25 protein-coding genes and 2 pseudogenes are annotated in these 26,794 nt (G+C 58.9%); 9 read left to right on the forward strand and 18 right to left on the reverse strand.

Annotated features, from left to right (window positions below; genetic code table 11):
- Nucleotides 1-292 precede the first annotated feature (292 nt).
- The 5 genes from ACA059_RS01040 to ACA059_RS01060 form a co-directional block, all read right to left on the reverse strand.
- On the reverse strand, nucleotides 293-1,072 hold the full coding sequence (locus ACA059_RS01040) for a hypothetical protein (protein WP_497632370.1): 780 nt from the start codon (nucleotides 1,070-1,072) through the stop codon (nucleotides 293-295).
- Between the two features lie 502 nt (nucleotides 1,073-1,574).
- Nucleotides 1,575-2,330: an L-cystine ABC transporter ATP-binding protein TcyN gene (gene tcyN, locus ACA059_RS01045; RefSeq protein WP_497632371.1), complete on the reverse strand. Its 756-nt coding sequence runs from the start codon at nucleotides 2,328-2,330 to the stop codon at nucleotides 1,575-1,577.
- A gap of 4 nt (nucleotides 2,331-2,334) precedes the next feature.
- On the reverse strand, nucleotides 2,335-3,000 hold the full coding sequence (tcyL, locus tag ACA059_RS01050) for a cystine ABC transporter permease (RefSeq protein ID WP_010464804.1): 666 nt from the start codon (nucleotides 2,998-3,000) through the stop codon (nucleotides 2,335-2,337).
- Complete coding sequence (gene tcyJ, locus ACA059_RS01055) at nucleotides 3,000-3,800, reverse strand: cystine ABC transporter substrate-binding protein (RefSeq protein ID WP_129439443.1); 801 nt, start codon at nucleotides 3,798-3,800, stop codon at nucleotides 3,000-3,002. The genes tcyL and tcyJ overlap by 1 nt, the downstream gene beginning before the upstream one ends.
- A gap of 293 nt (nucleotides 3,801-4,093) precedes the next feature.
- On the reverse strand, nucleotides 4,094-5,086 hold the full coding sequence (locus ACA059_RS01060; RefSeq protein WP_497632372.1) for a D-cysteine desulfhydrase: 993 nt from the start codon (nucleotides 5,084-5,086) through the stop codon (nucleotides 4,094-4,096).
- A gap of 192 nt (nucleotides 5,087-5,278) precedes the next feature.
- On the opposite strand from ACA059_RS01060, the gene epsC reads away from it, so the two are divergent.
- Nucleotides 5,279-6,205 (forward strand): serine O-acetyltransferase EpsC, encoded by a 927-nt coding sequence (epsC, locus tag ACA059_RS01065; RefSeq protein WP_046045486.1) that lies wholly within the window; start codon nucleotides 5,279-5,281, stop codon nucleotides 6,203-6,205.
- 405 nt (nucleotides 6,206-6,610) lie between these two features.
- Entirely contained in the window at nucleotides 6,611-8,566 is a 1,956-nt protein-coding gene (betT, locus tag ACA059_RS01070) for a choline transporter BetT (protein WP_497634614.1), read from the forward strand.
- Between the two features lie 8 nt (nucleotides 8,567-8,574).
- Here the strand turns inward: betT and ACA059_RS01075 are convergent, their stop codons facing one another.
- Together ACA059_RS01075 and ACA059_RS01080 are read right to left on the reverse strand one after the other, a co-directional pair.
- Nucleotides 8,575-8,835, reverse strand: coding sequence for a hypothetical protein (locus ACA059_RS01075; protein ID WP_497632374.1), 261 nt, complete (start codon nucleotides 8,833-8,835; stop codon nucleotides 8,575-8,577).
- Between the two features lie 197 nt (nucleotides 8,836-9,032).
- Nucleotides 9,033-9,248, reverse strand: a pseudogene (locus ACA059_RS01080) (SDR family oxidoreductase); the annotation flags it as partial.
- A gap of 160 nt (nucleotides 9,249-9,408) precedes the next feature.
- Between ACA059_RS01080 and ACA059_RS01085 the strand changes: the two are divergent.
- From ACA059_RS01085 to mgrA, 3 genes are all read left to right on the forward strand, one after another.
- On the forward strand, nucleotides 9,409-9,576 hold the full coding sequence (locus ACA059_RS01085; protein ID WP_497632375.1) for a type II toxin-antitoxin system HicA family toxin: 168 nt from the start codon (nucleotides 9,409-9,411) through the stop codon (nucleotides 9,574-9,576).
- Complete coding sequence (locus ACA059_RS01090; RefSeq protein ID WP_497632376.1) at nucleotides 9,573-10,037, forward strand: type II toxin-antitoxin system HicB family antitoxin; 465 nt, start codon at nucleotides 9,573-9,575, stop codon at nucleotides 10,035-10,037. Before ACA059_RS01085 ends, ACA059_RS01090 begins: the two co-directional genes overlap by 4 nt.
- A 169-nt stretch (nucleotides 10,038-10,206) precedes the next feature.
- Nucleotides 10,207-11,244 carry an L-glyceraldehyde 3-phosphate reductase gene (mgrA, locus tag ACA059_RS01095; protein ID WP_497632377.1) on the forward strand — a complete coding sequence of 346 codons (1,038 nt, stop codon included), beginning with the start codon at nucleotides 10,207-10,209 and terminating at the stop codon, nucleotides 11,242-11,244.
- A 203-nt stretch (nucleotides 11,245-11,447) separates the two neighbouring features.
- Here the strand turns inward: mgrA and tauD are convergent, their stop codons facing one another.
- From tauD to ACA059_RS01130, 7 genes are all read right to left on the reverse strand, one after another.
- Nucleotides 11,448-12,290 carry a taurine dioxygenase gene (gene tauD / locus ACA059_RS01100; RefSeq protein ID WP_497632379.1) on the reverse strand — a complete coding sequence of 281 codons (843 nt, stop codon included), beginning with the start codon at nucleotides 12,288-12,290 and terminating at the stop codon, nucleotides 11,448-11,450.
- 203 nt (nucleotides 12,291-12,493) lie between these two features.
- The gene (gene tauC / locus ACA059_RS01105; protein ID WP_497632380.1) at nucleotides 12,494-13,327 is read right to left on the reverse strand and encodes a taurine ABC transporter permease TauC; all 834 of its coding nucleotides are present in this window, start codon (nucleotides 13,325-13,327) and stop codon (nucleotides 12,494-12,496) included.
- Nucleotides 13,324-14,118 (reverse strand): taurine ABC transporter ATP-binding subunit, encoded by a 795-nt coding sequence (gene tauB, locus ACA059_RS01110; protein ID WP_497632381.1) that lies wholly within the window; start codon nucleotides 14,116-14,118, stop codon nucleotides 13,324-13,326. The genes tauC and tauB overlap by 4 nt, the downstream gene beginning before the upstream one ends.
- A 15-nt stretch (nucleotides 14,119-14,133) precedes the next feature.
- Nucleotides 14,134-15,111, reverse strand: coding sequence for a taurine ABC transporter substrate-binding protein (tauA, locus tag ACA059_RS01115; RefSeq protein ID WP_008149275.1), 978 nt, complete (start codon nucleotides 15,109-15,111; stop codon nucleotides 14,134-14,136).
- Between the two features lie 257 nt (nucleotides 15,112-15,368).
- Nucleotides 15,369-16,952 carry a glutamate--cysteine ligase gene (gene gshA, locus ACA059_RS01120; protein WP_497632382.1) on the reverse strand — a complete coding sequence of 528 codons (1,584 nt, stop codon included), beginning with the start codon at nucleotides 16,950-16,952 and terminating at the stop codon, nucleotides 15,369-15,371.
- A 304-nt stretch (nucleotides 16,953-17,256) separates the two neighbouring features.
- Nucleotides 17,257-17,640, reverse strand: coding sequence for a PaaI family thioesterase (locus tag ACA059_RS01125; protein ID WP_050482828.1), 384 nt, complete (start codon nucleotides 17,638-17,640; stop codon nucleotides 17,257-17,259).
- Entirely contained in the window at nucleotides 17,640-19,964 is a 2,325-nt protein-coding gene (locus ACA059_RS01130) for a Tex family protein (protein WP_429533433.1), read from the reverse strand. The genes ACA059_RS01125 and ACA059_RS01130 overlap by 1 nt, the downstream gene beginning before the upstream one ends.
- 361 nt (nucleotides 19,965-20,325) lie before the next feature.
- Here ACA059_RS01130 and ompR point away from each other — a divergent pair, with 361 nt between their 5' ends.
- Nucleotides 20,326-21,066: an osmolarity response regulator transcription factor OmpR gene (gene ompR, locus ACA059_RS01135; RefSeq protein WP_027922237.1), complete on the forward strand. Its 741-nt coding sequence runs from the start codon at nucleotides 20,326-20,328 to the stop codon at nucleotides 21,064-21,066.
- A gap of 115 nt (nucleotides 21,067-21,181) precedes the next feature.
- Nucleotides 21,182-22,495 (forward strand): ATP-binding protein, encoded by a 1,314-nt coding sequence (locus ACA059_RS01140; protein WP_497632384.1) that lies wholly within the window; start codon nucleotides 21,182-21,184, stop codon nucleotides 22,493-22,495.
- A 154-nt stretch (nucleotides 22,496-22,649) separates the two neighbouring features.
- Here the strand turns inward: ACA059_RS01140 and rimK are convergent, their stop codons facing one another.
- From rimK to rimA, 3 genes are read right to left on the reverse strand one after another with little or no spacing between them, the layout of a single operon-like run.
- Nucleotides 22,650-23,555 (reverse strand): 30S ribosomal protein S6--L-glutamate ligase, encoded by a 906-nt coding sequence (rimK, locus tag ACA059_RS01145; RefSeq protein WP_008149287.1) that lies wholly within the window; start codon nucleotides 23,553-23,555, stop codon nucleotides 22,650-22,652.
- Nucleotides 23,552-24,031 carry a retropepsin-like aspartic endopeptidase RimB gene (gene rimB / locus ACA059_RS01150; RefSeq protein WP_462039761.1) on the reverse strand — a complete coding sequence of 160 codons (480 nt, stop codon included), beginning with the start codon at nucleotides 24,029-24,031 and terminating at the stop codon, nucleotides 23,552-23,554. Before rimB ends, rimK begins: the two co-directional genes overlap by 4 nt.
- Before the next feature lie 17 nt (nucleotides 24,032-24,048).
- Nucleotides 24,049-24,828, reverse strand: a complete 780-nt coding sequence (gene rimA / locus ACA059_RS01155; protein ID WP_497632385.1) for a S6 modification regulatory phosphodiesterase RimA — start codon at nucleotides 24,826-24,828, stop codon at nucleotides 24,049-24,051.
- 114 nt (nucleotides 24,829-24,942) lie between these two features.
- Between rimA and ACA059_RS01160 the strand changes: the two genes are divergently transcribed.
- Nucleotides 24,943-25,350, forward strand: coding sequence for an RNA-binding S4 domain-containing protein (locus tag ACA059_RS01160; protein WP_129439414.1), 408 nt, complete (start codon nucleotides 24,943-24,945; stop codon nucleotides 25,348-25,350).
- Nucleotides 25,351-25,438: 88 nt separating this feature from the next.
- Here ACA059_RS01160 and ACA059_RS01165 read toward each other — a convergent pair.
- Nucleotides 25,439-25,651 (reverse strand): annotated as a pseudogene (locus ACA059_RS01165) (phosphatase PAP2 family protein); the annotation flags it as partial.
- 104 nt (nucleotides 25,652-25,755) lie between these two features.
- Here ACA059_RS01165 and hslO point away from each other — a divergent pair.
- Nucleotides 25,756-26,658, forward strand: a complete 903-nt coding sequence (gene hslO, locus ACA059_RS01170; RefSeq protein WP_497632387.1) for an Hsp33 family molecular chaperone HslO — start codon at nucleotides 25,756-25,758, stop codon at nucleotides 26,656-26,658.
- Nucleotides 26,659-26,794: the final 136 nt, after the last annotated feature.

Here is a 26,794-nt window from a genome sequence, read left to right on the forward strand (position 1 = left end):
AATGCCCTGGCGATCTGCACTGGGGTGATTGTGTTCCGGACCATACCTACCTCACATCTCATGGAAACGTCGCGAGGGTTGCGACGAACGAAAACAAGAATGTCCGGTGGTCCGGTGCATATACCCTAAGCGTGTATAAAAAATTAATAAACTAACTTTTAGGAATATGCATAGAAGGTCGTGGCGTGAGAGCCGCTTTCACCACAAAACCGTCAAGATCGCAGCCTTCGGCAGCTCCTACAGGGAAACGCGGTGAGTGTAGGAGCTGCCGCAGGCTGCGATCTTTTCGGCGTCAGTCGAATTTTCGTCGGTTACACACTGGTTCAGCAGCCATGAGCATTTCCTTCCGCGGGACTTTCAAATACGGATTGGCGCAACCGATCTTCAGCCTGCGCGGTGGTGCCCAGCGGGAGTTGTTACCCACCCGGTCGAGGATGCAGTAAGTCACTTCCAGCCGCAGGTCTTCGCCGGCTTCGAGAATGATCGCCGGCGGCACCCAGACCTGGATCGGCTGGCCGACATCGCCGGCCTTGAGACGTGGCAGATCCATGCGCACATCGCCCCAGCGCAGGGTGATTTCGTCGTCGGCGGCCATGTTCAGGTAAGGCTCGATGGTCAACGGAACGCCGCGCTTGATCTGGTTCGGATTGACTCCCTGACGGCGAATGGTCTCGGGGATGTTCACGGGCTCCAGACTCTGGTTTTCATCGCCGCACAGCGCAGACGGTTGCCCGCCGGGGCAGTCGAGTTTAATTTGCACCCGTCTGATGGCTGAAAGGGTGGGTCCTTGCCCGATCTGCATGATCCGGTAGTGAACGCGCGAGTTGCCATTGGCGATGAAGCTCTCGGGCACACGCAGTTGGACCGGTTGGCCGACATCGTCGGCCGTCAGCACTCTGGAGGCCACGTAGCAGTTATCCCAGAACAGTTCGATCAGGTCGCCTTCGTCCATGCCGGAGTAGGGCGCCACATCGATCAGCAGGCGCGCCGCCGAGGTGATGTTGATGCAGGTCTTGTGAGATTGCGCCAGGGTCGGGGCCGCAAGTTCGGGTTTGTTCAAAGTGCTTGTCATGGGGTTTCTCCTTGAAGCCTTGCAGCGAAAGTCCGTTTCTGAAAGTTCGAAAGACGTGAATTACCGAGCAACAAAGTTATTCACTATTTGTGAGGTTAAATAATGAATGAGTGTGAGGTTCAACGCCTGCTGGAGACTAGATAAGAGTGCGCTTGAATAGGTGTCAATAGAGTTGGCTAGTTAAGTATGGAATCTAGTGTTATTCAGAAAAATCCTACGCGTTGAAGTTAATAAGCTGCACTGCTCTGTCGAAATTGACGTCGTTTTACGGGCTTTTAGTGCGTTCCTGACGGCGAAGACCGGTTCGGTGAGAGCGCTGGGTTTGGCGGATTTTAGGCGAGGTTATTCTGTTGCAGGACATATATATGTACCGCACGCAGCTATAAAAAATTATCTATTGTTCAGATGGGTGAATAAGCGAAGAGAACGTAGCGAGGGATTTTCTTAGTAGGGGGGGTTGTCACTTCCATCCGTGGAAGTTAACAAGTAGTGATGCGATGTTTCAGTGGTGAGCGTTATTCAGGAACTTGCTGAGAAACTGCTTCGTCCGCTCTTCTTTCGGATTGGCAAACAGCGCCTTGGCTTCGCCTTGTTCGACGATCACACCTTTGTCGAAAAACACCACGCGGTTCGCCACGTCCCGGGCAAAGCCCATTTCGTGGGTCACGATGACCATGGTACGTCGCTCTTCGGCGAGGCTGCGAATGGTCGCCAGCACTTCACCCACCAGCTCCGGGTCGAGGGCTGAGGTGGGTTCGTCGAACAGAATCACTTCCGGCTCCATCGCCAGCGCGCGGGCAATCGCCACACGCTGTTGCTGACCACCGGAAAGGCGACGCGGGTACGCGTCTTCCTTGCCCGCCAGGCCAACCCGGGCCAACAGCTTTTTGCCCAAGGCAACGGCTTCGGCGTGCGGGATCTTCTTTACGATGATCGGGCCTTCGATAACGTTTTCCAGGGCGGTGCGATGAGGAAACAGATTGAAGCTCTGGAACACGAAACCCACGTGCTGGCGCAAACGTCGCACCAGGCCTTGCTGCTGGTTCAGCGGACGGCTGCCATCGATCTCGATGTCACCGACCTTGATCCGGCCGCTGGTGGGTTCTTCCAGAAAATTCAGGCAACGCAGGAACGTGGTTTTACCCGAGCCGCTAGGCCCGATGATCGCCACCACCTCGCCTTCCTTCACTTCCAGATCAATGCCGTTGAGCACCACTTGACCCTTGAACTGCTTTGTCAGTTTTTCTACGACAATCATTGGGTCAAGACTCCTGGTCGTGCCGATTGACCCGCTCTTCCAACTTGTTCTGCAGGTGCGACAGCACCGTGGCCAGAATCCAGTAGATCAGTGCGGCGGCAAGGTACATGGTGAACACTTCGAAGGTGCGCGCGGTAATCAGCTGCGCCTGGCGGAACAGCTCCGGCACCTGGATGGTGGCGGCCAGCGCGGTGTCCTTGACCAGCGAAATGAAGCTGTTGCCCAGCGGCGGTAATGCGGTGCGCATCGCTTGCGGGATGATGGCCCGGCGCAGGGTCTGCGCACGGGTCATGCCGATGCTGGCTGCAGCTTCCCACTGACCGCGCTCGATGGAGCTGATCGCGGAACGCAGGATTTCACAGGCGTAAGCGGCCATGTTCAGCGAGAAGCCGATCAGGGCAGCCGGCAGCGGATCGAGTTCCATGCCCAATTGCGGCAAGCCGTAGTAGATCACGAACAGTTGCACCAGCAACGGCGTGCCGCGAAAGAACGACACGTAGATGCGGGCGATCCAGCTCACCAGCTTGAAGCGCGACAGGCGCATCAATGCCAGGCCGAAGCCCAGCATGAGGCCGAAGAACATCCCGCCCAGGCTCAAGATGACCGTGTAGTAGGCCCCCTTGAGCAGGAAGGGCAGGGAGTCCAGCGCGAGTTGGAAAGCTTCTTCCATTATTTAGTGACGTCAGCGCTGAAGTATTTTTCCGAAAGCTTTTTCAGCGTACCGTCGGCACGCAGCTTGTCGATAGCCTTGTTCACTGCTGCCAGCAACTCAGGCTCGCCTTTGCGCAGGGCGATACCGGCTTCCTGGCGGGAGAACGCTTCGCCGGCGGCGGTGGTGTCCTTGGCTTTCTTGGCGTATTCCAGCGCGGCGAGGCGGTCGATCAGAATGGCGTCGATGCGGCCGACGCGCAGGTCCTGGAACTTGGTCGGATCATCGTCATAGGTCTTGATGATGGCTTTTGGCTGATTGTCCTTGAGCCACTGCTCGTAGTTGGTGCCCAGGCCTACACCGACTTTTTTGCCGGCCAGGTCGGCGGCAGACTTGATGTTCAGCTCCGCAGCCTTCTTGGTCAGCACCAGCGCCTGAATCCCGGAAACGGTGTACGGCTCGGAGAAGTCATACTTCTTCTTGCGCTCTTCGGAAATCGTTACCTGGTTGATCACCGCGTCCAGACGTTTGGATTCCAGCGCCGCGAGGATGCCGTCCCATTTGGTCGGTTGCAGTTTGACCTTCACGCCCAGTTCTTTGGCCAGGGCTTCGGAGAACTCGACTTCGAAGCCGGCCAGCTTGCCGTCGGCGTCGACGAAACTGAACGGTGGGTAAGTGCCTTCCAGACCAACGTTGATCACGCCAGCGTCTTTGATTTTTTGCAGCTGCTCACCGGCAACCGCTTGCCCCAGCAGACCGGCGCTCAGCGCCAGGCCCAGCGAACCTACCAGCAGATTTCGTCGTAGTGCGGAAAAATTCATGACAAGCCCCTGTGTTTTCTTATGAAGACGCTTTTAGGAATGTTGGCAAATTCGGGATTTGAACGACTGCAATATCCTGCCCTAAAGCATCGTATGCGTCTCGCTGCAAATTCGCCTGCGGCGTGACTATATGATGGCGCTTTTAGATAGGAAAATAATAAATATAAACTTTCTTATTCCTTTTTGAGATATCAGGCGTCTTTGAAAAGATCGCAGCCTTCGGCAGCTCCTACATAGATCGGTGTACTCCCTGTAGGAGCTGCCGAAGGCTGCGATCTTTTGATCTTCGATTCTTACAAAAAGCTGGTATAGGCAAACAACGCCGGCGCCCCGCCTGTGTGCAGGAACATGATCGGGCCGTCATTGAAGCGCTGGCGGCCGATGCCATCGAGCAAGCCCGCCATGGCCTTGCCGGTGTAAACCGGGTCCAGCAGTAAACCTTCCTGACTCGCCACCAGCTTCACGGCGGCCAACGTCCCGGCATTCGGCTCGCCGTAACGCGGGCCGAAATATTCGTCCCATAACTCGACCTTGAAACTCGCTGGCAGGCTCACGCCCAGCAGCTCTGCCGTGCGTTCGGCGAGGCCCTGGACTTTCGGGCGCTGGTCTTCGTCGCTGCGAGAAACCGTGACACCAATCACTGGCAAATCCGGCAGTGCTTCACTCAACGCCAACGCCAGACCGCTATGGGTCCCGGCGCTGCCCGAAGCCAGAACCACGGCCGCGAATGTCAGCCCGGTGTCCTTGATCTGTTCGGCCAATTCCAGTCCGGCACGCACATAACCCAAAGCGCCCAATGCGTTGGAGCCACCAATCGGCACCACATACGGCTTCTTGCCGTTGTTGCGTAGGCGATCGGACAAGGCTTGCAGTTGTTCGTCGGCGTTGTCGAGGTTTTCCACCAGCTCGACCTTGGCATCGAACAGGTCCAGCAACAGTCGATTGCCGTTGCCGACATAGTTAGCGTCGTCGGTGCCGAGAGGGTTTTCCAGCAACGCAACGCAGCCCAAGCCAAGCTTGGCCGCAATGGCGGCAGTCTGGCGCACGTGGTTGGACTGAAGCGCGCCAGCGGTGATCAAGGTGTCGGCGCCTTGTGCCAGTGCATCGGCGGCCAGGTATTCGAGCTTGCGCAGCTTGTTGCCGCCCATGGCCAGCGGCGTCAGGTCATCACGCTTGACGTACACATCACGGCCCAGCCAGGTCGACAGACGTTCGAGTTTTTCCAGGGCGGTAGGATGACCGAGCAGGTCGAGGCGATTAAAGCGGGCAAGCTGTTGTTTGATCATGGGGTCCGTACTGGCGGAGGGAGATGACAGGACTATAGGCACGCCTATTTAGCGGGGCAACTGCCAATCGCCTTATGCCAAAAAGTGCTGAGCACAGCACAATCGGTTCTTAATTCGGCTTCCAGGCCATGCCGTAAAGTGATCGCGGTTAACGCGGCCAGACAGTCCGGCCGCCCGTGAGGAGTTTTTACCGTGAGCGAGCGTTCCAGTCATTGGCAACTGCAGACCATCGTCAGCCAACTGCGCACGGCGCGTGACCAGTGGCGCGTACAAAATGGCCGCGCCAGCACCGAACAGGGCGGTCGCGAGTTGCCTTCCCGAGCGGCCATGGCAGAGATTCTCGAAGCCCTCTGCGGCGCGTTGTTCCCGATGCGCCTGGGACCGGTGGATTTGCGCGAGGAGAGTGAAGACTTCTACGTCGGCCACACGCTGGACGTTGCGTTGAATGCGTTACTGGCTCAGGCGCGACTCGAATTGCGCTACGCCGCTCGCCACAGTGCCCAGGCCGACACTGAAGTCGAGGCCAAGACCATTCAGATCATTCAGGACTTCGCCCTCGCATTGCCGGGGCTGCGCAGTCTGCTCGACACCGACGTGCTGGCGGCCTATCACGGCGATCCGGCGGCTCGCAGTGTCGATGAAGTGTTGTTGTGCTATCCGGGGATTCTGGCGGTGATTCACCATCGCCTGGCCCATCATTTGTACCGCGCCGGATTGCCGCTGCTGGCACGGATCAGCGCGGAAATCGCACACTCGGCGACCGGTATCGACATTCACCCTGGCGCGCAGATTGGTCGCAGCTTCTTCATCGATCACGGGACGGGTGTGGTGATCGGCGAGACCGCCATCATCGGCGAGCGTGTGCGGATTTATCAAGCCGTGACGTTGGGCGCCAAGCGCTTCCCGGCGGATGAAGACGGTCAGTTGCAGAAGGGGCAACCGCGACATCCGATTGTCGAGGATGACGTGGTGATCTATGCCGGTGCGACGATTCTGGGGCGGATCACCATCGGCAAGGGCTCGACCATTGGCGGCAATGTCTGGCTGACCCGCAGCGTGCCGGCGGGGAGCAACCTGACTCAGGCGAATCTGCAGCATGATGACGGGACGCAGAAGTAAGCCGCCGGCTTTTTGGTGACAGATAAACTGACTTCGCAGGCTGTAGGAACTGTGTAGGAGCTGTCGAGTGAAACGAGGCTGCGATCTTTTGACTTTGCATTTAAAAAACAAAATCAAAAGATCGCAGCCTCGTTTCACTCGACAGCTCCTACAAAATCCCCCAAACCCCACGTCATACCCTTCCTTGAGCTAGCGTAAGGCAAGGACCTCCGAGCCTTGCGATTAGTCCTAAGCACCCTATTCATGTTTAACTTGAACGCTCATTCAAGTTAAACCGCCGGTTTGCTGCCCGCTCACAACAGGAGGCTTGCCTTTGCCGAGTCCGTTATTGATTGCCCTGTTTCACCCCCTCGAGGTGCACCTTTCATGAGTGCATCGCCCACCCCCGCCAGCGGTCAGGTCCGCATGAATCCGCCGGTGTTTTACTTCTCGGCGACGTTCATTTTGCTGTTCGGCATCATCGTCATCGCCATGCCTGAACAGGCCGGCGCCTGGCTTCTGGAAGCGCAAAACTGGGCGGCCAACACGGTCGGCTGGTACTACATGCTCGCGATGACGCTGTATCTGGTCTTCGTGGTGGTCACCGCCTTGTCAGGCTACGGCAAGATCAAGCTCGGTGCCGACCACGACGAACCCGAATTCAGCTATCTGTCCTGGGCCGGCATGCTGTTCGCCGCCGGGATCAGCATCACGCTGTTCTTCTTTTGCGTGTCCGAACCTCTGACCCATTTGGCACAACCGCCGCAAGGCGAGGCCGGCACGGCGGATGCAGCGCGGCAGGCGATGCAGATTCTGTTTCTGCACTGGGGCCTGCACGGCTGGGGCGTGTTCGCCTTTGTCGGCATGGCGCTGGCCTACTTCGCTTATCGCCATAACCTGCCGCTGGCCCTGCGTTCGGCGCTCTATCCGCTGATCGGCAAGCGCATCAACGGCCCGATCGGTTACGCGGTGGACGGCTTCGGCATCATCGCCACGGTGTTCGGTCTCGGTGCCGACATGGGCTTTGGCGTGTTGCACCTCAACTCGGGTCTGGACTATCTGTTCGGCATCGCTCACACCCAGTGGATTCAGGTCGGCTTGATCACGCTGATGATGGGCGCGGCGATCATCGTCGCGGTGTCCGGCGTCGATAAAGGCGTGCGCGTGATGTCCGACATCAACATGCTGCTGGCCTGCGCGCTGCTGCTGTTTGTGTTGTTCGCCGGCCCGACTCAGCATTTGCTCAACACCTTGATCCAGAACATCGGCGACTACCTCGGCGCGTTGCCGATGAAGAGTTTCGACCTGTACGCCTACGACAAACCCAGCGATTGGCTGGGCGGTTGGACGGTGTTCTATTGGGCCTGGTGGATTGCATGGTCGCCGTTTGTGGGCCTGTTCATCGCACGGATTTCCCGTGGCCGGACCATCCGCGAATTCGTTTTCGGCGTGCTGTTGATTCCACTCGGCTTCACCCTGGCGTGGATGTCGATCTTTGGCAACAGCGCCATCGATCAAGTCCTCAATCACGGCATGAGCGCCCTCGGCATGTCGGCCATCGATAACCCGTCGATGACCCTTTACCTGCTGCTGGAAACCTATCCGTGGAGCAAAACCGTCATCGCGGTCACGGTGTTCATCAGCTTCGTGTTCTTCGTGACGTCTGCCGATTCCGGCACCGTGGTGCTGTCGACACTGTCCGCCAAGGGCGGCAATCCCGACGAGGACGGGCCGAAATGGCTGCGGGTGTTCTGGGGCGCAATGACGGCGCTGGTGACCAGTGCGCTGCTGTTCTCCGGCAGTATCGATGCGCTGAAGTCAGCGGTGGTGCTGACCTCGTTGCCGTTCTCGATGATCTTGCTGTTGATGATGTGGGGGCTGCACAAGGCGTTCTACCTGGAGTCGCAGAAGCAGATCGCGCAACTGCATTCGCTGGCACCGGTCTCCGGTTCACGCCGTGGTGGCTGGCGTCAGCGCTTGAGTCAGGCGGTGCATTTCCCGTCGCGGGATGAGGTCTATCGCTTCCTCGATACGACGGTACGCCCGGCGATTGAAGAAGTCTCGGCGGTGTTCGTCGAGAAGGGCTTGAACGTGGTCACTCAGCCGGACCCGGCCAACGACAACGTCAGCCTGGAAATCGGTCATGGCGAGGAGCATCCGTTTATCTATCAAGCGCAGATGCGTGGCTATTTCACGCCGTCGTTTGCCCGTGGCGGCATGGGTTCCAAGGAACTCAACAACCGTCGTTATTACCGGGCTGAAGTGCATCTTGCAGAGGGCAGTCAGGACTACGATCTGGTGGGTTACACCAAGGAGCAGATCATCAACGACATCCTCGATCAGTACGAACGGCACATGCAGTTTTTGCATTTGGTGCGTTGATCGAACACTCACGTCTCGGTGGTCAACACCATGAACAACACCAGCGCCGCCACCGGTACACCGAACACGGCGCTGCCGACCACCAGTTCCGTGCTGAACGGCTGGCCGGCATTGACCATGCCGACCGCGCCGTTGATCAACGTCAGCGCCAGCCACAGCACGACAAAGCTGAAGGCCAGGATCTGACGACTGAAGCCGATTTTCTCGCCGATGAACAGCATCAGCGCCAGGAGGATCAGGCCGAAGGTGATGATGATGGTGGTGTGCATAAAGTTTGCTCCTGATCTGAAATATCCGGCGACTGTCAGGCTGCTTTCGCGAGCAAGCCCGCTCCCACATTAGTGCTCTGTCGTACACAAATTTTGTGTTCAATCGAGATCGAATGTGGGAGCGGGCTTGCTCGCGAAGGGGTCGCCTCGGTGTCCCTGCTTGCTATTGAGCATAGGCGTCGGTGCGCGCCCTGTGCTTAAACCAGCCCGCCGTTGACCCGCAGGATTTGCCCGTTGACCCAGGCCGAATCCGGGCCAACCAGAAAGGACACGACGCGGGAGATGTTTTCTGGCTGAGCCAACCGCTCCAGCGGAGGCATCTTGGCGAAGGCCTGGATCTGCTCTTCACTCTTACCGTGCAGGAACAGGTCGGTGGCAACCGGACCCGGCTCGACGGCATTGACGGTGATGTTCGCGGAGGCTCGGTAGCCGCTGGTCCACGGGCAAGTTGGATCTTCTCACCTTCGGCTAATATTTATCATAGTGTGTATGGTGTGTATTAAAAGCTTGTTCGTCGCGTAATGTGCCCAGCAGATGCTGCCCACAAGGACGAAGGTGAAGCGAAGTCGGGAAATGATCAGGATGATCGAGGAGGATGGTTGGTATCTGATGGCCGTGAAAGGCAGCCATCATCAGTACAAGCATCCGAGCAAGCCAGGGAGGGTGACGATAAAGCACCCGGATTCAGATCTTCCAAAAGGAACGATCAACAGCATATTGAAACAGGCGGGTCTGAAATGAGGCCCGACACCGGATATGAAAGCCCCGAGGGGGCCACATCACAGGAAGGACTCACTGAAATGAAATTCCCGGTCGTTCTGCACAAGGATGCCGACTCAGAATACGGAGTAATTATCCCGGACGTGCCGGGTTGCTTCTCCGCAGGCGGTACTGTGGCGCAGGCATTTGAAAACGTGAAAGAAGCGTTGTCGTTGCACTATGAAGGCTTGGTGGCAGATGGCGATCCACTGCCGCAGGTGCGTGAGATTGACGCTCATCTTGATAACCCTGATTACGCAGGCGGCGTGTGGGGTGTGGTCGAATTCGATATCACGCCTTACTTCGGCAAGTCGGTGCGCTTCAATGCCACGCTGCCTGAGCAGTTGCTTGAGCGTATCGATCAAACAGTCAGGCGGGATCAGCGGTACAGCTCAAGGTCTGGCTTTTTGGCTGCCGCTGCCCTGCGTGAATTGTCGGCGTAAATGTTGATCGTTCCCACGAGTGGGAACGATCAACTGGCGGCAAAGATGAAATTTGTGAAACGTTTCAGCATTTTCTCGAGTCCGAGGTTTATCGGCGTTTGTCTGGGCGTATGCTGGGCAACTTGCGAAGCAGTCGATACCAACTTCAAGACAGACAAGAGAGGATTCGATGACCTACACCGCTGCCGAAAACCGCTACGACTCCATCCCTTACCGCCGCGTGGGCCGCAGCGGGTTGGTGCTGCCGGCACTGTCTCTGGGCCTGTGGCACAACTTCGGCGACAGCACGCCGATCGACACTCAACGTTCGTTGCTGCGTACTGCGTTTGATCTTGGCATCAACCATTTCGACCTGGCCAACAACTACGGCCCGCCGTATGGCAGCGCCGAGATCAATTTCGGTCGTTTGCTGCGTGAAGACTTCAAGCAGTATCGCGACGAGCTGATTATCTCCAGCAAGGCCGGTTGGGACATGTGGGCCGGCCCTTATGGTCAGGGCGGCGGTTCGCGCAAATACGTGCTGGCCAGCCTCGATCAGAGCCTGCAGCGCCTGGGCCTGGACTACGTGGACATCTTCTATTCCCACCGCTTCGACCCGGACACGCCGCTGGAAGAAACCGCCAGCGCACTGGCCACCGCGGTACAACAGGGCAAGGCGTTGTACATCGGTATCTCCTCGTACTCGGGCGTTAAAACCCGTGAAATGGCCGCGCTGCTGAAAGAGTGGAAAGTCCCGTTGCTGATTCATCAGCCGGCTTACAACCTGCTCAATCGTTGGGTAGAAAAAGACCTGCTGGATGTCACCGACGAACTCGGCACCGGCGTGATTGCTTTCACGCCGCTGGCGCAGGGTTTGTTGACCGACAAATACCTCAATGGCATTCCGAAGGATGCGCGGGTCAATCGCCCTGGCGGTGGCTCTTTGCAGGAATCTCATCTGTCCGAAGCCAACATCGCCCACGTGCGTGGGCTCAACGAAATCGCCAAGCGTCGTGGTCAGAGCCTCGCGCAACTGGCGTTGGCGTGGACGTTGCGCGATCCGCGCGTGACCTCGGCATTGATCGGTGCGAGCCGGCCGGAGCAGATTATCGAGAACGTCGGGGCGTTGAAGAATTTGAGCTTTAGTGCCGAAGAGCTGGCGGAGATTGATCGGTTTGCCCAGGAGGGCGGGGTCAATCTTTGGGAGAAGCCTTCGACGGCGGAGTGATTTGAAGTGGGGTGGGTCAGTTAGATCCACCCCTCACCCCAGCCCTCTCCCCACGGGGGAGAGGGGGGAAGGGAGCAGATCTTTAGTGGTTTCAAGGCCTGAGTTCGACTCGATCATTCAGGTCGATGTAGCTCGAAAGAACACCTCGGTCAGTCCCCTCTACCCCTTGGGGAGAGGGTTAGGGTGAGGGGTGGTTCAGGGTCTTATCGGAAAAACGGTACATCCCCCAACACCGTCGCCCGCTGCATCACCCGCCGAGCCGGCCGGTAATCATCCACGGCGTAATGCTGTGTCACGCGGTTATCCCAAAACGCCACGTCGTCCTTCTGCCAGCGCCAACGAATCGTAAATTCCGGCCGTGTCGCGTGGGCAAACAGAAACTTCAGAATCACCTCGCTTTCGGTCTCCGACAGCTCATTGATCTTCGACGTGAAGCCTTCATTGACGAACAACGACCGGCGTCCGCTCACCGGGTGTGTGCGGATCACCGGGTGCGACAGCGGTGGATTCTTCCGGCGCGCTTCTTCCCACTGGGCCAACGCTTCAGGCGTGTTGCCATAACGCTCAAGCGGAAACGAACGGGTGAAATCGTGAGTCGCCGTCAGCCCTTCGAGCAAGCCTTTCATCGGCGCCGAAAGCGCTTCATACGCCGCAATACCGCTGGCCCATAGTGTGTCGCCACCAAACTCCGGCAACAACTTGGCGCTGAGCACCGCGCCCAGGGCCGGGGTCGGCAGGAAGGTCACGTCGGTGTGCCAAATCGCGTTGTCGCGCACGTCGGTGACGGCTGTATCGAGGATCAGCACTTCCGGCTGTTCCGGCACATTGGGGTAAATCGGGTGAATGTGCAGGTCGCCGAAATTGGCGGCGAAACGTGCCTGCTGCTGGGGTGTGATCGGCTGATCGCGGAAGAACAACACTTGATGTTTGAGCAACGCCTGCTCGATGGCGTTGCGCTGTTCCAGATTCAGCGGTTGGCTGATGTCGACGCCGCTGATATGTGCGCCGAGGGCGTAGCTTAAGGGAACGATGGTCAGGTTGCTCATGGTGTTCTCTTCAATTCTGGGGGCCGTACATGAATTTTGTGAACGACACCGCACCCGTAGGAGCTGCCGAAGGCTGCGATCTTTTGATGTTGTTTTTAGAGAGCAAGATCAAAAGATCGCAGCCTCGTTTCACTCGACAGCTCCTACAGGGTTGATCCAAAAAAAGGGGGGTATCAAGGCAGTTGCTCCCACATTCAAATGCTTCAGTGAGCCTGGCCATGCCACGGCACCAGTTTGCGTTGCAGGGCGCGCAAGCCCATTTCCATGGCAAAGGCGATCAGAGCGATCACCAGAATCCCCAGCACCACCACATCGGTGACCAGGAACTGCGCGGCCGACTGCACCATGAAGCCCAAACCACTGGTGGCGGCGATCAATTCGGCGGCAACCAGCGTCGACCAACCCACACCCAGGCCAATGCGCACACCGGTCAAAATGTCCGGCAACGCGCTCGGCAGAATCACATGGCGAATCAACTGCGCCCGGGTCGCGCCCAACGACTGCGCCGCGCGCAATTTGGCCGGGTCGACGGTACGCACGCCGGTCGCGGTAGCAATGGCGATCGGGGCGAAGATCGCCAGGTAGATCAGCAAGACTTTCGACAGCTCACCGATGCCGCACCAGATCACGATCAGCGGCAGATAAGCCAACGGTGGAATAGGGCGGTAGAACTCGATCAGCGGATCGAGAATGCCGCGGGCAATGCGGTTGTGGCCGATGGCAATGCCGACAGGCACGGCGGTCAGCACCGCGAAGCCCAGGCCCAGACCGATTCGGCTGAGGCTCGCGCCAAGGTGCTGCCACAACGTTGAATCCATGTAGCCGGTGGTCACCAGCAGCCAGCCTTTTTGCAGTACGGCGGAGGGTGGCGGCAGGAACAGCGGTTCGATCATTGCAGTGGCGGTGACAGCCCACCAGATAACCACGAGTGCGACGAGCGTCAGCAGACTGATCCAGCGAGTGTTAAGGCTGCGACGAACAGGAATCACCGTCGAGTGCGGTTTGACCGTGACGGCCGGAATCTCATAGCTGCTCATACGGTCTCCTGCCGCTGGGCGGCGCTGCGTTGGGAGAACACTTTGGCGAGCACGTGTTCGCGGGTTTCGATAAAGCGTGGGTCAGATTTGATTGATCGAGCGGACTCACCGGCGGCGTAACGCTGACCGAAATCCAGGCTCAGGCGTTCGACGATTTGCCCAGGATTCGGCGCCAGCAGAATCAGATCCGTGGCGAGAAACACCGCTTCTTCGATGTCGTGAGTAATCAGAAAGACCGGTTTTGCGGTGCGCTGCCAGACTTGCAGCAGCAACTCCTGCATCTGTTCGCGGGTGAAGGCATCGAGGGCGCCGAAGGGTTCGTCCATCAGCAATACGCGAGGGTCGGCAGCCAAGGCGCGGGCCAGGCCGACACGCTGTTTCTGGCCGCCCGAAAGTTGCCAGATCCGACGGTTTTCGAAGCCGGAAAGATCCACCAAAGCGAGCATTTCCCGAGCGCGGATTTCACGCTTGTCTCGGGAAACGCCGGCCAGTTCCAGACCGAAACCGACGTTGGCCAGTACGTCCTGCCAGGGAAGCAGGGCATCGTCCTGGAACACTACGCCGCGTTCGGCGCTCGGGCCTTTGACCGGCACGCCATCGAGGGTGATGCGCCCGGCGCTGGGCTCGACGAAACCGGCAATCAGGTTCAACAGCGAGGTCTTGCCACTGCCGGACGGGCCGAGGGCGACCAGCAATTGCTGGGGCCCAAGGCTCAGGGAAATATCCGCCAGTACCGGTTCGGCGGCGCCGGGGTACTGTGCGCTGATGCGCTCCAGCTGAAGCAAAGCCATCGCGGTTAACTCCGATCAGTTGGTGATGTATTTGGCGCTGACGTAGGGGGCGTAGTCCGGCAGCACGGCTTCAACCTTGCCTTGTTCTTTCAGGAACGCGGCGGTGTCGGTGATGGCCTTGGTGGTCGGCGCGCCGAGGGTGATCACCTGATCAGCCGCCAGCGGGAAGACGTTGCCTTGCAGCAGCAATGGAATGTCGCTGGCCTTGGCGCCGGAGAGTTTCACCAGTTTGTCGACGTTGCTTTGGTTGGCGAGCCAGGCTTTCGGGTCTTTGCGGTAGTCGGCGTAGGCATCGAGGGTCACTTTGGCGAACGCGGTGACGATTTCCGGATGCTTCTCGGCGAAGTCTTTACGCACGATCCACGCATCGAAGGTCGGCGCACCGAACTTGGCCAGTTCGCCGGAGGTGATCAGTACTTTGCCGTTTTCCTTGGCGACACCGAGGGCTGGGTCCCACACGTAAGTGGCGTCGATGTCACCGCGTTTCCACGCAGCAATGATGGCTGGCGGGGCAAGGTTGAGGACGGTGACTTTCGATGGATCGATGTTCCAGTGCTTCAGCGCGGCCAACAGGCTGTAGTGACCGGTGGACACGAACGGCACGGCGATTTTCTTGCCGATCAGGTCCTGCGGGGTTTTGATCCCAGAACCGTCGCGAGCGACCAGGGCTTCAGCGGCGCCGATCTGCGTGGCGATGAGGAACGTTTCTACCGGGACTTTGCGGGTGATTGCCGCCGTCAGGGGGCTGGAACCGAGGTAACCGATCTGCACGTCGCCGGAAGCGATGGCGGCAATGATATCTGCGCCGTTGTCGAATTTGCGCCAGTCGATCTTGGCGTTGGTGGCTTTTTCGTACGCGCCGTCGGCCTGGGCGACTTTCGCCGGGTCTACGGTGGTCTGGTAGGCGACGGTGACGTCAGCCGCCTGGGCAAAGAAACTCACCGCAGCCAGAGACGCGGCCGCCAGCAGGCGAAGGGGGAAAGTCAGTTTCATTGAGAAGCTCCTTGTCAGGCGACCGAGAGTCGGCGTGAAAAGGAGACTAAATGATCTAAGAATCCGAAAATAAATAACTTTTTCGAATGAGCTTATGAGCGGAAAATTCTAAAGGATCAAAAGATCGCAGCCTTCGGCAGCTCCTACAAAGGTAGCCTGTGGATCCGAAATTGCGTGGTGCGGGCAAAAAAAATCGCAGCCTGCGACACCATCCCTGTAGGAGCTGCCGAAGGCTGCGATCTTTTGACAAGCGCCGCTTAGTTGCTGATTGCCAAAATACTCGCCTGATACGACCCGACAAACACATCGAAATCGCCGACTTCGTTATGCTCCAGCTCAATCTGCTCGGCCAGCGAGGTGCGCGCCCGCTCTTCAAATTTCGCCTGGTCTTCGCTGGAAAGCGGTTCGCTACGGAAAAACTCCGCATGTGCCTGGCTCTGACGCAGGGAGAACTGAGCAAAGCTCTCCTTGTGCTCAGCCATTGCCGCCAACACCTGGGCCGATGGTGTCAGGGAAGGATCCTTGACCTTGGCCAGCTGCGCATCCAGAGCCTTGCTATGCGCATCGCCGCCATGACTCTGATCCAGCATCGCCGCCAGTGGTGCAATCTTCTCCAGCAACTCGCTGGCCCACTCTTTCAGGTCCACCGGATGTGCGTCGCGTTGCAGTTGCAGGCCCGGACGGCGACCTTCCTTGACCACGCTGAGGAAGTTCGAGGTCGCGTTGCCGCACGAGGTATTGGTCAGCAGCGGGCTGTCGTTCAGCGCGCAGTACAACAGGAATGCGTCGAGGAACCGCGACTCCGGCAGGTCGATGCCCATTGGCAGGAACGGATTGATGTCCAGGCAACGCACTTCAACGTACTGAATGCCACGGGCCACCAGCGCCTGAATCGGCCGTTCACCGGTGTAGGTCACGCGTTTCGGGCGGATGTTGGAGTAGTACTCGTTTTCGATCTGCAGGATGTTGGTGTTGAGCTGAACCCACTCACCGTCCTGATGCGTACCGATTTCGACGTACGGCGCATACGGTGTGGCGACCGCTTTGCGCAGGCTATCGGTATAACTCGCCAAGTCGTTGTAGCACGGCGTCAGACCGGCCTGGGCGTTGCTCTGGTAACCCAGATCGCTCATGCGCAGGCTGGTGGCGTACGGCAGGTACAAGGTGTCCGGGTCCAGTTGTTCCAACTGATGCGAGCGGCCACGCAGGAAACCGGCGTCCAGCGCAGGCGAAGCACCGAACAGGTACATCAGCAGCCAGCTGTAGCGACGGAAGTTACGAATCAGGGCGATGTAGGCCGACGACTGGTAGTCGCGGTCGGTGCCGACAAAACCTTCAGCCTCCTTAAGCAGCGGCCAGAGCTTTTCCGGCAGGGAAAAGTTGTAGTGAATCCCGGCGATGCACTGCATGGTCTTGCCGTAGCGCAGGGCCAGGCCCTTGCGGTAGACGTACTTGAGCTGACCGATGTTGGAGGTGCCGTAATAGGCAATCGGGATATCTTCCTCGGCCGGCAACGGGCACGGCATCGATGGACTCCACAGGTACTCGTTGCCGAGCTTGCTGTAGGCAAAACGGTGAATCTTGTCCAGGCTCGCCAGCGTATCCGCCGGGTCGGGCAGGGCGGGCGTGATGAACTCCAACAGCGACTCGGAATAGTCGGTGGTGATTTGTTCGTTGGTCAGCGCGGAACCCAATTCTTCCGGGTGCGGCGTTTGCGCCAGGCGACCTTCGCCGGTCACGCGCAGGCATTCACGTTCGATGCCGTGAAGGCACTGTTCGAGCAGAGAGAGGTTAGCGCGCTCGCCGAGCAGAGCCAGGCGGCGGTTGAGAAGTTCGCTCAAGTTGGATTCCTTCACGCGTCAGTCGCCCCAATATGGGGGTGGGCAAGACGGTCTACAAGGGTGAAGTTGAAACTGGCGTTTTCGCCTGGTTTTGGATCGCCACAATCCCTGTGTGAGCGGGCCTGTGGCGAGGGGGCTTGCCCCCGTTGGGCTGCGAAGAAGCCCCAAAATCTCTGATGTTCACAAGATCATGTGAGTGCTACGCACTCAAACGGGGGCAAGCCCCCTCGCCACAGGCGCTCCCACAGGAAACTCCGACGCTGCGGTCACAGCGCCGAAATTAACTCAAATGGGTGACCTCTAGCTACAGGACAGCGAACGTGCCTTGTGCTTTTGCGACCAGTTTGTCGCCCTGCATCACGTCAGCCTCGACCACCAACGTGCGGCGGCCCGGGTGAATCACCCGCGCCGTGCACATCACTTCACCGTCTGCGACGGCGCGAATGTAATTGATCTTGCATTCGATGGTCGCGCTCTGCTGGTCAAAGCCGTGGGTGCTGGAACAGGCCAGCCCCATGGCAATGTCCACCAGACTGAACAAGGCCCCGCCGTGCAGCTTGCCGCCGCGATTGCGCAGCTCTGGTGCAAGTCCGAGGGCGACTTGCGCCACCCCGGCCTCCAGACTGTGCAAGCGACACCCCAGCAACTTGAAAAAAGCGCTTTCGGTCAGCCCGGCCGGGATGTCCATCAGCGTTTCTTCAACTGCTTGGCGTTGGCGAACAGCGAAGCCATGGCGTTGTTGGCCGGGGCCGCCGCCGTGGTTTCTTTACGCGGCGCGGTGTTCTGGGACTGGCGTGGCGCCGAACCCGGACGTGCACCACGGGCACCGTCGATTTTCTCGCCTGGGGTGTCGCTCATACGCATCGACAGACCGACGCGTTTGCGCGGGATGTCGACTTCCATGACCTTCACTTTCACCACATCACCGGCCTTCACCGCTTCACGCGGATCCTTGATGAACTTCTCCGAAAGCGCAGAGATATGCACCAAACCGTCCTGATGCACGCCGATGTCGACGAAAGCACCGAAGTTGGTCACGTTGGTCACCACGCCTTCGAGGATCATCCCCAGCTGCAGGTCCTTGAGGTCTTCGACGCCTTCCTGGAACTCGGCGGTCTTGAACTCGGGGCGCGGATCGCGGCCAGGTTTTTCCAGCTCTTGCAGAATGTCGGTGACCGTTGGCAGACCGAAGGTTTCGTCGGTGTACTTTTTCGGATCAAGACGCTTGAGGAAGCTGGCGTCGCCGATCAGCGAGCGGATGTCACGGTCGGTTTCAGCGGCGATGCGTTGTACCAGCGGATAGGCTTCCGGGTGAACCGCAGACGAGTCCAGCGGGTTGTCGCCGTTCATGACGCGCAGGAAGCCAGCGGCCTGTTCGAAGGTTTTCTCGCCCAGACGAGCGACTTTCTTCAACGCCGCACGGGTTTTGAACGCGCCGTGCTCGTCGCGGTGGCTGACGATGTTTTGCGCCAGGGTCGCGTTGAGGCCGGAGATGCGGGCCAACAGCGCCACGGAGGCGGTGTTCACGTCGACGCCCACAGCGTTCACGCAGTCTTCGACCACGGCGTCCAGGCCACGCGCCAGTTTCAGCTGCGACACGTCGTGCTGGTACTGGCCGACGCCGATGGATTTCGGATCGATCTTCACCAGCTCAGCCAGTGGATCCTGCAGGCGACGGGCAATCGACACCGCGCCACGGATCGACACGTCGAGGTCCGGGAATTCCTTCGAAGCCAGTTCCGACGCCGAGTAAACCGATGCGCCGGCCTCGGAGACCATGACCTTGGTCATCTTCATGGCTGGGTATTTTTTGATCAGCTCAGCGGCCAGCTTGTCGGTTTCACGGCTGGCGGTGCCGTTGCCGATGGCGATCAGGTCCACTGCATGCTTGGCGCACAGGGCGGCGAGGATCGCGATGGTCTGGTCCCACTTGTTGTGCGGCACGTGCGGGTAAACCGTGGCGTGATCCAGCAGCTTGCCCGTGGAATCGACCACGGCGACTTTGCAACCGGTGCGCAGACCCGGGTCGAGACCCAGTGTGGCACGCGGGCCAGCCGGCGCCGACAGCAGCAAGTCGTGCAGGTTATGAGCGAACACGTTGATCGCTTCGGTTTCTGCGCCGTCGCGCAGTTCGCCCAGCAGGTCGGTTTCGAGGTGGGTGTAGAGCTTGACCTTCCAGGTCCAGCGCACTACTTCACCCAGCCATTTATCGGCGGCGCGGTTCTGGTTCTGGATGCCGAATTGCTGGCCGATCATGCCTTCGCACGGGTGCATGGTGCCCGGCAGTTCATCGCCGACTTTCAGCGCCGAACTCAGAATGCCTTCGTTGCGGCCACGGAAAATCGCCAGCGCGCGGTGCGACGGCATGCTTTTCAGCGGTTCGTCGTGTTCGAAGTAGTCGCGGAACTTGGCGCCTTCCTCTTCTTTGCCGGCGATGACGCGGGCGCTGAGAGTGGCTTCCTGCTTGAGGTAGCTGCGCAATTTATCCAGCAGGCCGGCGTCTTCGGCGAAGCGTTCCATCAGGATGTACTTGGCGCCTTCGAGGGCCGCCTTCACATCGGCGACGCCTTTTTCGGCATCGACGAAGCGCGCGGCTTCAGCGTCTGGCGTCAGGGTCGGGTCGTTGAACAGGCCGTCGGCCAGCTCGCCGAGGCCGGCTTCCAGGGCGATCTGGCCCTTGGTGCGGCGCTTCTGCTTGTACGGCAGGTACAAGTCTTCGAGGCGGGTTTTGGTGTCGGCGAGTTTAATGTCGCGTTCAAGTTGCGGGGTCAGCTTGCCTTGTTCCTGGATGCTGGCAAGGATGCTGATACGCCGTTCGTCGAGTTCTCGCAGGTAGCGCAGACGCTCTTCCAGATGACGCAGCTGGATGTCATCGAGGCTGCCGGTCACTTCTTTCCGGTAGCGGGCGATGAAGGGCACCGTGGAGCCTTCATCGAGTAGCGCGACGGCCGCTTCGACCTGTTGTGGGCGTACGCCGAGTTCCTCGGCGATGCGGCTGTTGATGCTGTCCATAAAACCACCTGACAAATTGTGAAAGCAGGCTCGCAGGCGCAGAGATAAGGGCTCGGCGAGTCTGGTTGAGCGGCCTGGCCTGCGCCGCTACCTGGATCAACAGGCTTCCCGTTGACCCGTGAAATCGAACAATTACTGCCGGCGCCATGAAAATAAAAAACGGCCACCTACAGTAATGATCAGACGTTGCCTGACACAAAAGGCCGCGCATTATAACCAGCGTTCTGTCATTCGGGGGCATCGCAGGCTGTAGGCATAAAGGCCGGATTTGTGGCGATCAAGGAAAAATCTGCTAACAATGCACACGGTGCGTATAACGGCAGCTACGCCATAATGCGCGCCGAGATCAAAGGAGCATCTAATGAGCAGCACTGCAAACATTGCTGAAGGCGAAAAAATTCTTATTGTTGACGACGATCCAGGGCTGAGCAGCCTGCTGGAACGTTTTTTCGTCAGCAAGGGCTACCGCGCCCGCGCCGTACCGAACACTGAACAAATGGATCGCCTGCTGGCGCGTGAAGTGTTCAACCTGGTCGTCCTCGACCTGATGCTGCCCGGCGAAGACGGCTTGACCGCTTGCCGCCGCCTGCGCACCGCGAACAATCAGATCCCGATCATCATGCTGACCGCCAAGGGCGATGAGCTGAGCCGCATCAAGGGCCTGGAGCTGGGCGCCGACGATTACCTGGCCAAGCCGTTCAACCCGGACGAGCTGATGGCTCGCGTCAAAGCGGTCCTGCGCCGTCAGTCGACGCCTGTGCCGGGCGCCCCGGGCAGCGAAGACGAAAGCGTGACCTTCGGTGACTACGAGCTGTCCCTGGCGACCCGCGAGCTCAAACGCGGTGACGAAGTGCACATGCTGACCACCGGTGAATTCGCGGTGCTCAAGGCCTTGGTCATGAACGCCCGTCAGCCACTGACTCGCGACAAGCTGATGAACCTGGCTCGCGGCCGCGAGTGGGATGCCCTGGAGCGTTCCATCGATGTGCAGATTTCCCGTCTGCGCCGGATGATCGAGCCCGACCCGTCCAAACCGCGTTACATCCAGACAGTCTGGGGCGTGGGTTACGTGTTCGTTCCGGATGGCGCCGCCACCAAGTGATCGGTGATTTGTAGGAGCGGGTCTTGCGGGCAACGGGTCAGTTGACCTTGCTCGCAGACTCGCGATCCGCAATATGCGAGCATCGCTCGCTCCTGCAAGTGTGTAGCGGTTATCCATGAAAACCCCCGTTTGGTTCCCCCAGAGTTTCTTCTCCCGCACCCTTTGGCTGGTGCTGATCGTCGTCCTGTTCTCCAAGGCGCTGACCCTGGTTTATCTGTTGATGAACGAAGACGTGCTGGTGGACCGCCAATACAGCCACGGCGTCGCCCTGACGCTACGCGCTTATTGGGCGGCCGATGAAGAAAACCGCACAAAGATTGCCGATGCCGCGACCCTGATCCGGGTAGTGGGTGCTGGCGTGCCGGAAGGTGAGCAGCACTGGCCTTACAGCGAGATTTATCAGCGGCAGATGCGTGACGAGTTGGGCGCCGACACCGAAGTCCGATTGCGAATGCATTCGCCACCAGCCCTGTGGGTTCGGGCGCCAAGCCTGGGTGACGGCTGGCTGAAAGTACCGCTTTACCCGCATCCGTTGCGGGGCCAGAAAATCTGGAACGTGCTCGGCTGGTTCCTCGCTATCGGTCTGCTGTCCACCGCCTCGGCGTGGATCTTCGTCAGCCAGCTCAATCAACCATTGAAACGTTTGGTCTATGCCGCGAGGCAGCTCGGCCAGGGTCGCAGTGTGCGGCTGCCGATCAGCGACACGCCGAGTGAAATGACCGAGGTCTATCGCGCCTTCAACCAGATGGCCGAGGACGTCGAACAGGCGGGGCGTGAGCGCGAGTTGATGCTGGCCGGGGTGTCTCACGACTTGCGCACACCGCTGACCCGTTTGCGGTTGTCTCTGGAGCTGATGGGCGACCACAGCGACCTGACGGACGACATGATCCGCGACATCGAAGACATGGACGCGATTCTCGACCAATTCCTGGCGTTCATTCGCGATGGTCGTGACGAGTCGGTGGAAGAGGTGGACTTGAGCGATCTGGTGCGCGAAGTCGCGGCGCCGTACAACCAGAACGAAGAGAAAGTGCGCCTGCGCCTGGAGCCGATTCAGCCGTTTCCATTGCGTCGGGTGTCGATGAAGCGGCTGCTGAACAACCTGATTGGCAACGCCTTGCATCACGCGGGCAGCGGGGTTGAGGTGGCGGCCTATGTCTCCGGGGATACCAGCGCGCCGTATGTGGTGCTGAGTGTCATGGATCGTGGGGCGGGGATTGATCCGTCCGAGCTGGAAGCGATCTTCAATCCGTTTACTCGGGGTGACCGTGCCCGGGGTGGCAAGGGGACCGGGTTGGGCTTGGCGATTGTGAAGCGGATTGCTTCGATGCATGGCGGGAATGTTGAACTGCGTAACCGTTCTGGTGGCGGGCTGGAAGCGCGGGTGCGGTTGCCGCTTGGATTGATGCTGCCTAGGGATGCTGTTTAGAGGCTGGTTTTTTCAGTTGAGCTGATGGCCTCTTCGCGGGCAAGCCCGCTCCCTCAGTGGTTATGTGTTGACCAGACTTTTGCGGCCAACCAATAACCCTGTGGGAGCGGGCTTGCCCGCGAAGGCGGCCTTCCAGCCGCCATAATTATCAGGGTTAACCTTTTCCCTTGGTCCGAGTCATATTCGGCCCACCATTTTTCTCCAGATGCTCAATGATGATCCCCGCCACGTTCTTGCTGGTGGTGGTTTCAATCCCTTCCAACCCCGGCGACGAATTCACTTCCATCACCAGCGGCCCGTGATTGGAGCGCAGGATATCCACACCCGCCACCGCCAACCCCATGACCTTCGCCGCGCGCAACGCCGTCATGCGTTCTTCCGGTGTAATCTTGATCAGGCTGGCGCTGCCGCCGCGATGCAGGTTGGAGCGAAACTCCCCAGGCTTCGCCTGGCGTTTCATCGCCGCGATCACCTTGTCGCCCACCACGAAGCAGCGAATGTCCGCCCCGCCGGCCTCCTTGATGTATTCCTGAACCATGATGTTCTGCTTCAGGCCCATGAACGCCTCGATCACCGACTCCGCCGCCGTCGCCGTTTCACACAGCACGACGCCGATGCCCTGAGTGCCTTCCAGCACCTTGATCACCAGCGGCGCACCGTTGACCATCTCGATCAAGTCGGGAATGTCATCCGGGGAGTGCGCAAAACCGGTGACTGGCAAACCGATTCCACGGCGTGACAGCAATTGCAGGGATCGCAGTTTGTCCCGCGAGCGTGCGATGGCCACCGATTCATTGAGTGGAAAAACGCCCATCATTTCGAACTGACGCAACACCGCGCAGCCATAAAACGTCACCGACGCGCCAATCCGCGGGATCACCGCATCGAAACCCTCCAGCGGCTTGCCGCGGTAGTGGATCTGCGGCTTGTGGCTGGCGATGTTCATGTAGGCGCGCAGGGTGTCGATCACCACCATTTCATGGCCACGCTCGGTACCGGCTTCGACCAGACGACGAGTGGAATACAGACGCGGGTTCCGCGACAGCACAGCGATCTTCATGCAACACCTGTGGAGGAGGTAGATACCGGGAACACCGGCTTGTCTTGTACGTACTTAATGCCCGGATTGACCACCAACTGGCCGTCAATCAAGGCTTTGGAACCGAGTAACAGGCGATAACGCATGGACTTGCGGCAGGCGAGAGTGAATTCGACCCGCCAGACCCGATCACCGAGGGCCAGGGTGGTGCTGACCACGTAACGCTTCTGCGCGTGGCCGTTGGAGCTTTTAATGGTTTTCATCGTCACCAGCGGTGCTTCGCAGCGCCGGTGACGCAGTTGCACCACCGTGCCCAAGTGAGCAGTAAAGCGCACCCACTGCTCCCCGTCGCGCTCGAACGGCTCGATATCGGTGGCATGCAGGCTGGAGGTGCTGGCGCCGGTGTCGATTTTTGCGCGCAGGCCCGCGACTCCCAAATCCGGGAGCGCCACCCACTCGCGCAGACCGACAACGGTCAAATGGTCAAATGTCTTCAATAGGAATAAACCAGCGATTAACGCGTCCAGGCCTCAGGCGTTACCTGAGCCAACGCTTTGAATGCAGGTTTGGCGAACCAGTAACCTTGCATCAGAAAAATTCCACAGTCCGCCAGGAAGTCCCGTTCTCCGGCGCTTTCGATCCCTTCGGCAATGACTGTAACGTTCAGCTCCGCACAGATTGTGACAATCCCTCGAACGATAGCCTGACGAACACGATCACGGTCGACATCGCGGATCAGTGCCATGTCGAGTTTGATCAGGTCCGGTTGGAAATCAGCGAGCAGATTGAGCCCCGAGTAGCCCGCGCCGAAATCGTCGATGGCGGTCTTGAAGCCGAATTCGCGGTATTCACGCAGAATATTGGTCAAATGGCGATAGTTATCTACGTGCTGGCTTTCCAGGGTTTCGAAAATCAACCGGTCGATGGGGAAGTTGTGTTTTTTCGCGGCTTCCAGCGTGCTGCGAATACACAGTTCCGGGCGGTACACGGCGTTGGGCATGAAGTTGATCGACAGGAATGTCTGCATCCCTAGATTCGCCGCCCCTTCAATGGCTCGCATCCGGCAGAGCTGGTCGAAACGGTAGCGGTTGTCCTCGGTGATCTGATTGAGCACCGACAGCGCACCTTCACCGGCCAGGCCGCGAACCAACGCTTCGTGGGCGAAAATCGACTGGTCTCGCAAATCGACGATCGGTTGGTAGGCGAAGGCAAAATCGAAGCCCAGTGGCTCGCTTTGCTGACAACCCTGGCACCCGCCCTGAGGCGAGGTCAATGAAGACGGAAATGTAGTCACTCGATCACTCCATGCCGGTGATCCGGCCAAGATCGCATTCTAGCTGGAGGGTCGAGTTATTGCGCCCGACAGAAACGGTAGTACAGTTCCGACTTGGCTGAAAGAGGAATTCAAGTGGCACAAAAACAGGAAGAGGACGACAAGGTCCGTCTCGATAAGTGGTTGTGGGCCGCGCGTTTTTATAAAACACGCGCCTTGGCCAAGGCGGCGATTGAAAGCGGCAAGGTGCATTGCCGGGGCGAGCGCTGCAAACCGGGCAAGGAACCGAGGATCGGCGACGAGTTTCAGATTCGCGCAGGGTTCGAGGAGCGCACGGTGGTGGTTCAGGCGCTGTCGATCGTACGCCGTGGTGCGCCAGAGGCTCAGGCGCTCTATGCCGAAACTGACGCCAGCATCGCCAAGCGCGAGGCGGCTGCGGCCATGCGTAAGGCCGGTTCGCTGGGCGTGAGCACCGATGGCAAGCCGAGCAAGAAGCAGCGACGGGATTTGTTCAAGTTTCGTGGAAGCAGTAACGACGAGTAGTCAGTTGCTTCTGTGTTGCCTGTGAAGCAGCCTTCGTCGGATCGCCGCCCGGAACAAGCTCGCTCCCACAGGTATTGCACAGTCCTTATGGGATCGAGCTTGCAATTGCCCAAACGTGTAGCCATATCGGGTTAATCGCCAGCAGCGCGTTGGATGGGTGAAGGCGCCACTCGTCGAAAACCACGCGCAACCTCTGACCCGTAGGCCATAACCAGAAGGCCAGCAGCGCCAGAGGCAAGAAATTGCATAAAGCCAACCGGCGGAAATTCCACCTTGCTTGGAACAAACCCGGATTGTTCATAAAATGCCCCTCACGGCTGAACATCGCGCACCCAAATGGTGCCGCAGAGGCGCAATTTCTCGCTGTTTGAACTCATTTTGTCATTACTTCAGATACCCAGACCTATGACCGATTTACCGGATACCGACTACACCCAACGCTTCATCTTCGATGACAGCGACACCCGCGGCGAGCTGGTTGCGTTGGAGCGTAGCTACGCCGAAGTCCTCGCTAAACACCCGTACCCGGAGCCGGTTGCACAACTGCTCGGCGAGCTGATGGCGGCGGCGTCGTTGTTGGTCGGCACCTTGAAGTTCGATGGCTTGCTGATTCTCCAGGCTCGTTCCGAAGGTCCGATCCCGCTGCTGATGATCGAGTGCTCCAGCGAGCGCGAAATCCGTGGTCTGGCCCGATATGAAGCCGAGCAGATCGCGCCGGATGCGACCCTCGCCGACCTGATGCCCAACGGCGTATTGGCGCTGACCGTCGACCCGACTCAGGGCCAGCGTTACCAGGGCATCGTCGACCTCGATGGCGAAACCCTGTCGGAGTGCTTCACTAATTACTTCGTGATGTCCCAACAAGTCGGTACGCGTTTCTGGTTGTACGCCGATGGTCGTCGCGCCCGTGGCCTGTTGTTGCAACAACTGCCTGCTGATCGTTTGAAAGACGAAGAAGAACGCGCCGCCAGCTGGCAGCACATCACCGCGCTGGGCAGCACCCTGACCGCCGATGAATTGCTGAGCCTGGAAAACGAAACCATTCTCCATCGCCTCTACCACGAAGAGCAGGTTCGTCTGTTCGATGTGCAGAAACTGCGCTTCCGTTGCAGCTGCTCGCGCGAACGTTCTGCCAATGCGCTGGTCAGTTTGGGTCTGGAAGATGCCCAGTCGCTCGTGATCGAACATGGCGGCAACATTGAGATTGATTGCCAGTTTTGCAACGAGCGCTACCTGTTCGACGCCGCCGATATCGCTCAATTGTTCGCCGGCGCGGGTGTTGATACGCCGTCAGATACCCGTCACTAAAACGGTTCAGCGCAGGTAAATTCACTGGTTAGTGCCGGATTAACGCCGTTCTGACGGGAGGGCCCTACTATTTTTGGGCTTTTCTGGCATAATCCGGCCCACTTTTTGTCGCGGTAGTAGTGCACGACTTTCTACT

The sequence above is a fragment of the Pseudomonas sp. LBUM1647 genome, assembly GCF_059716175.1.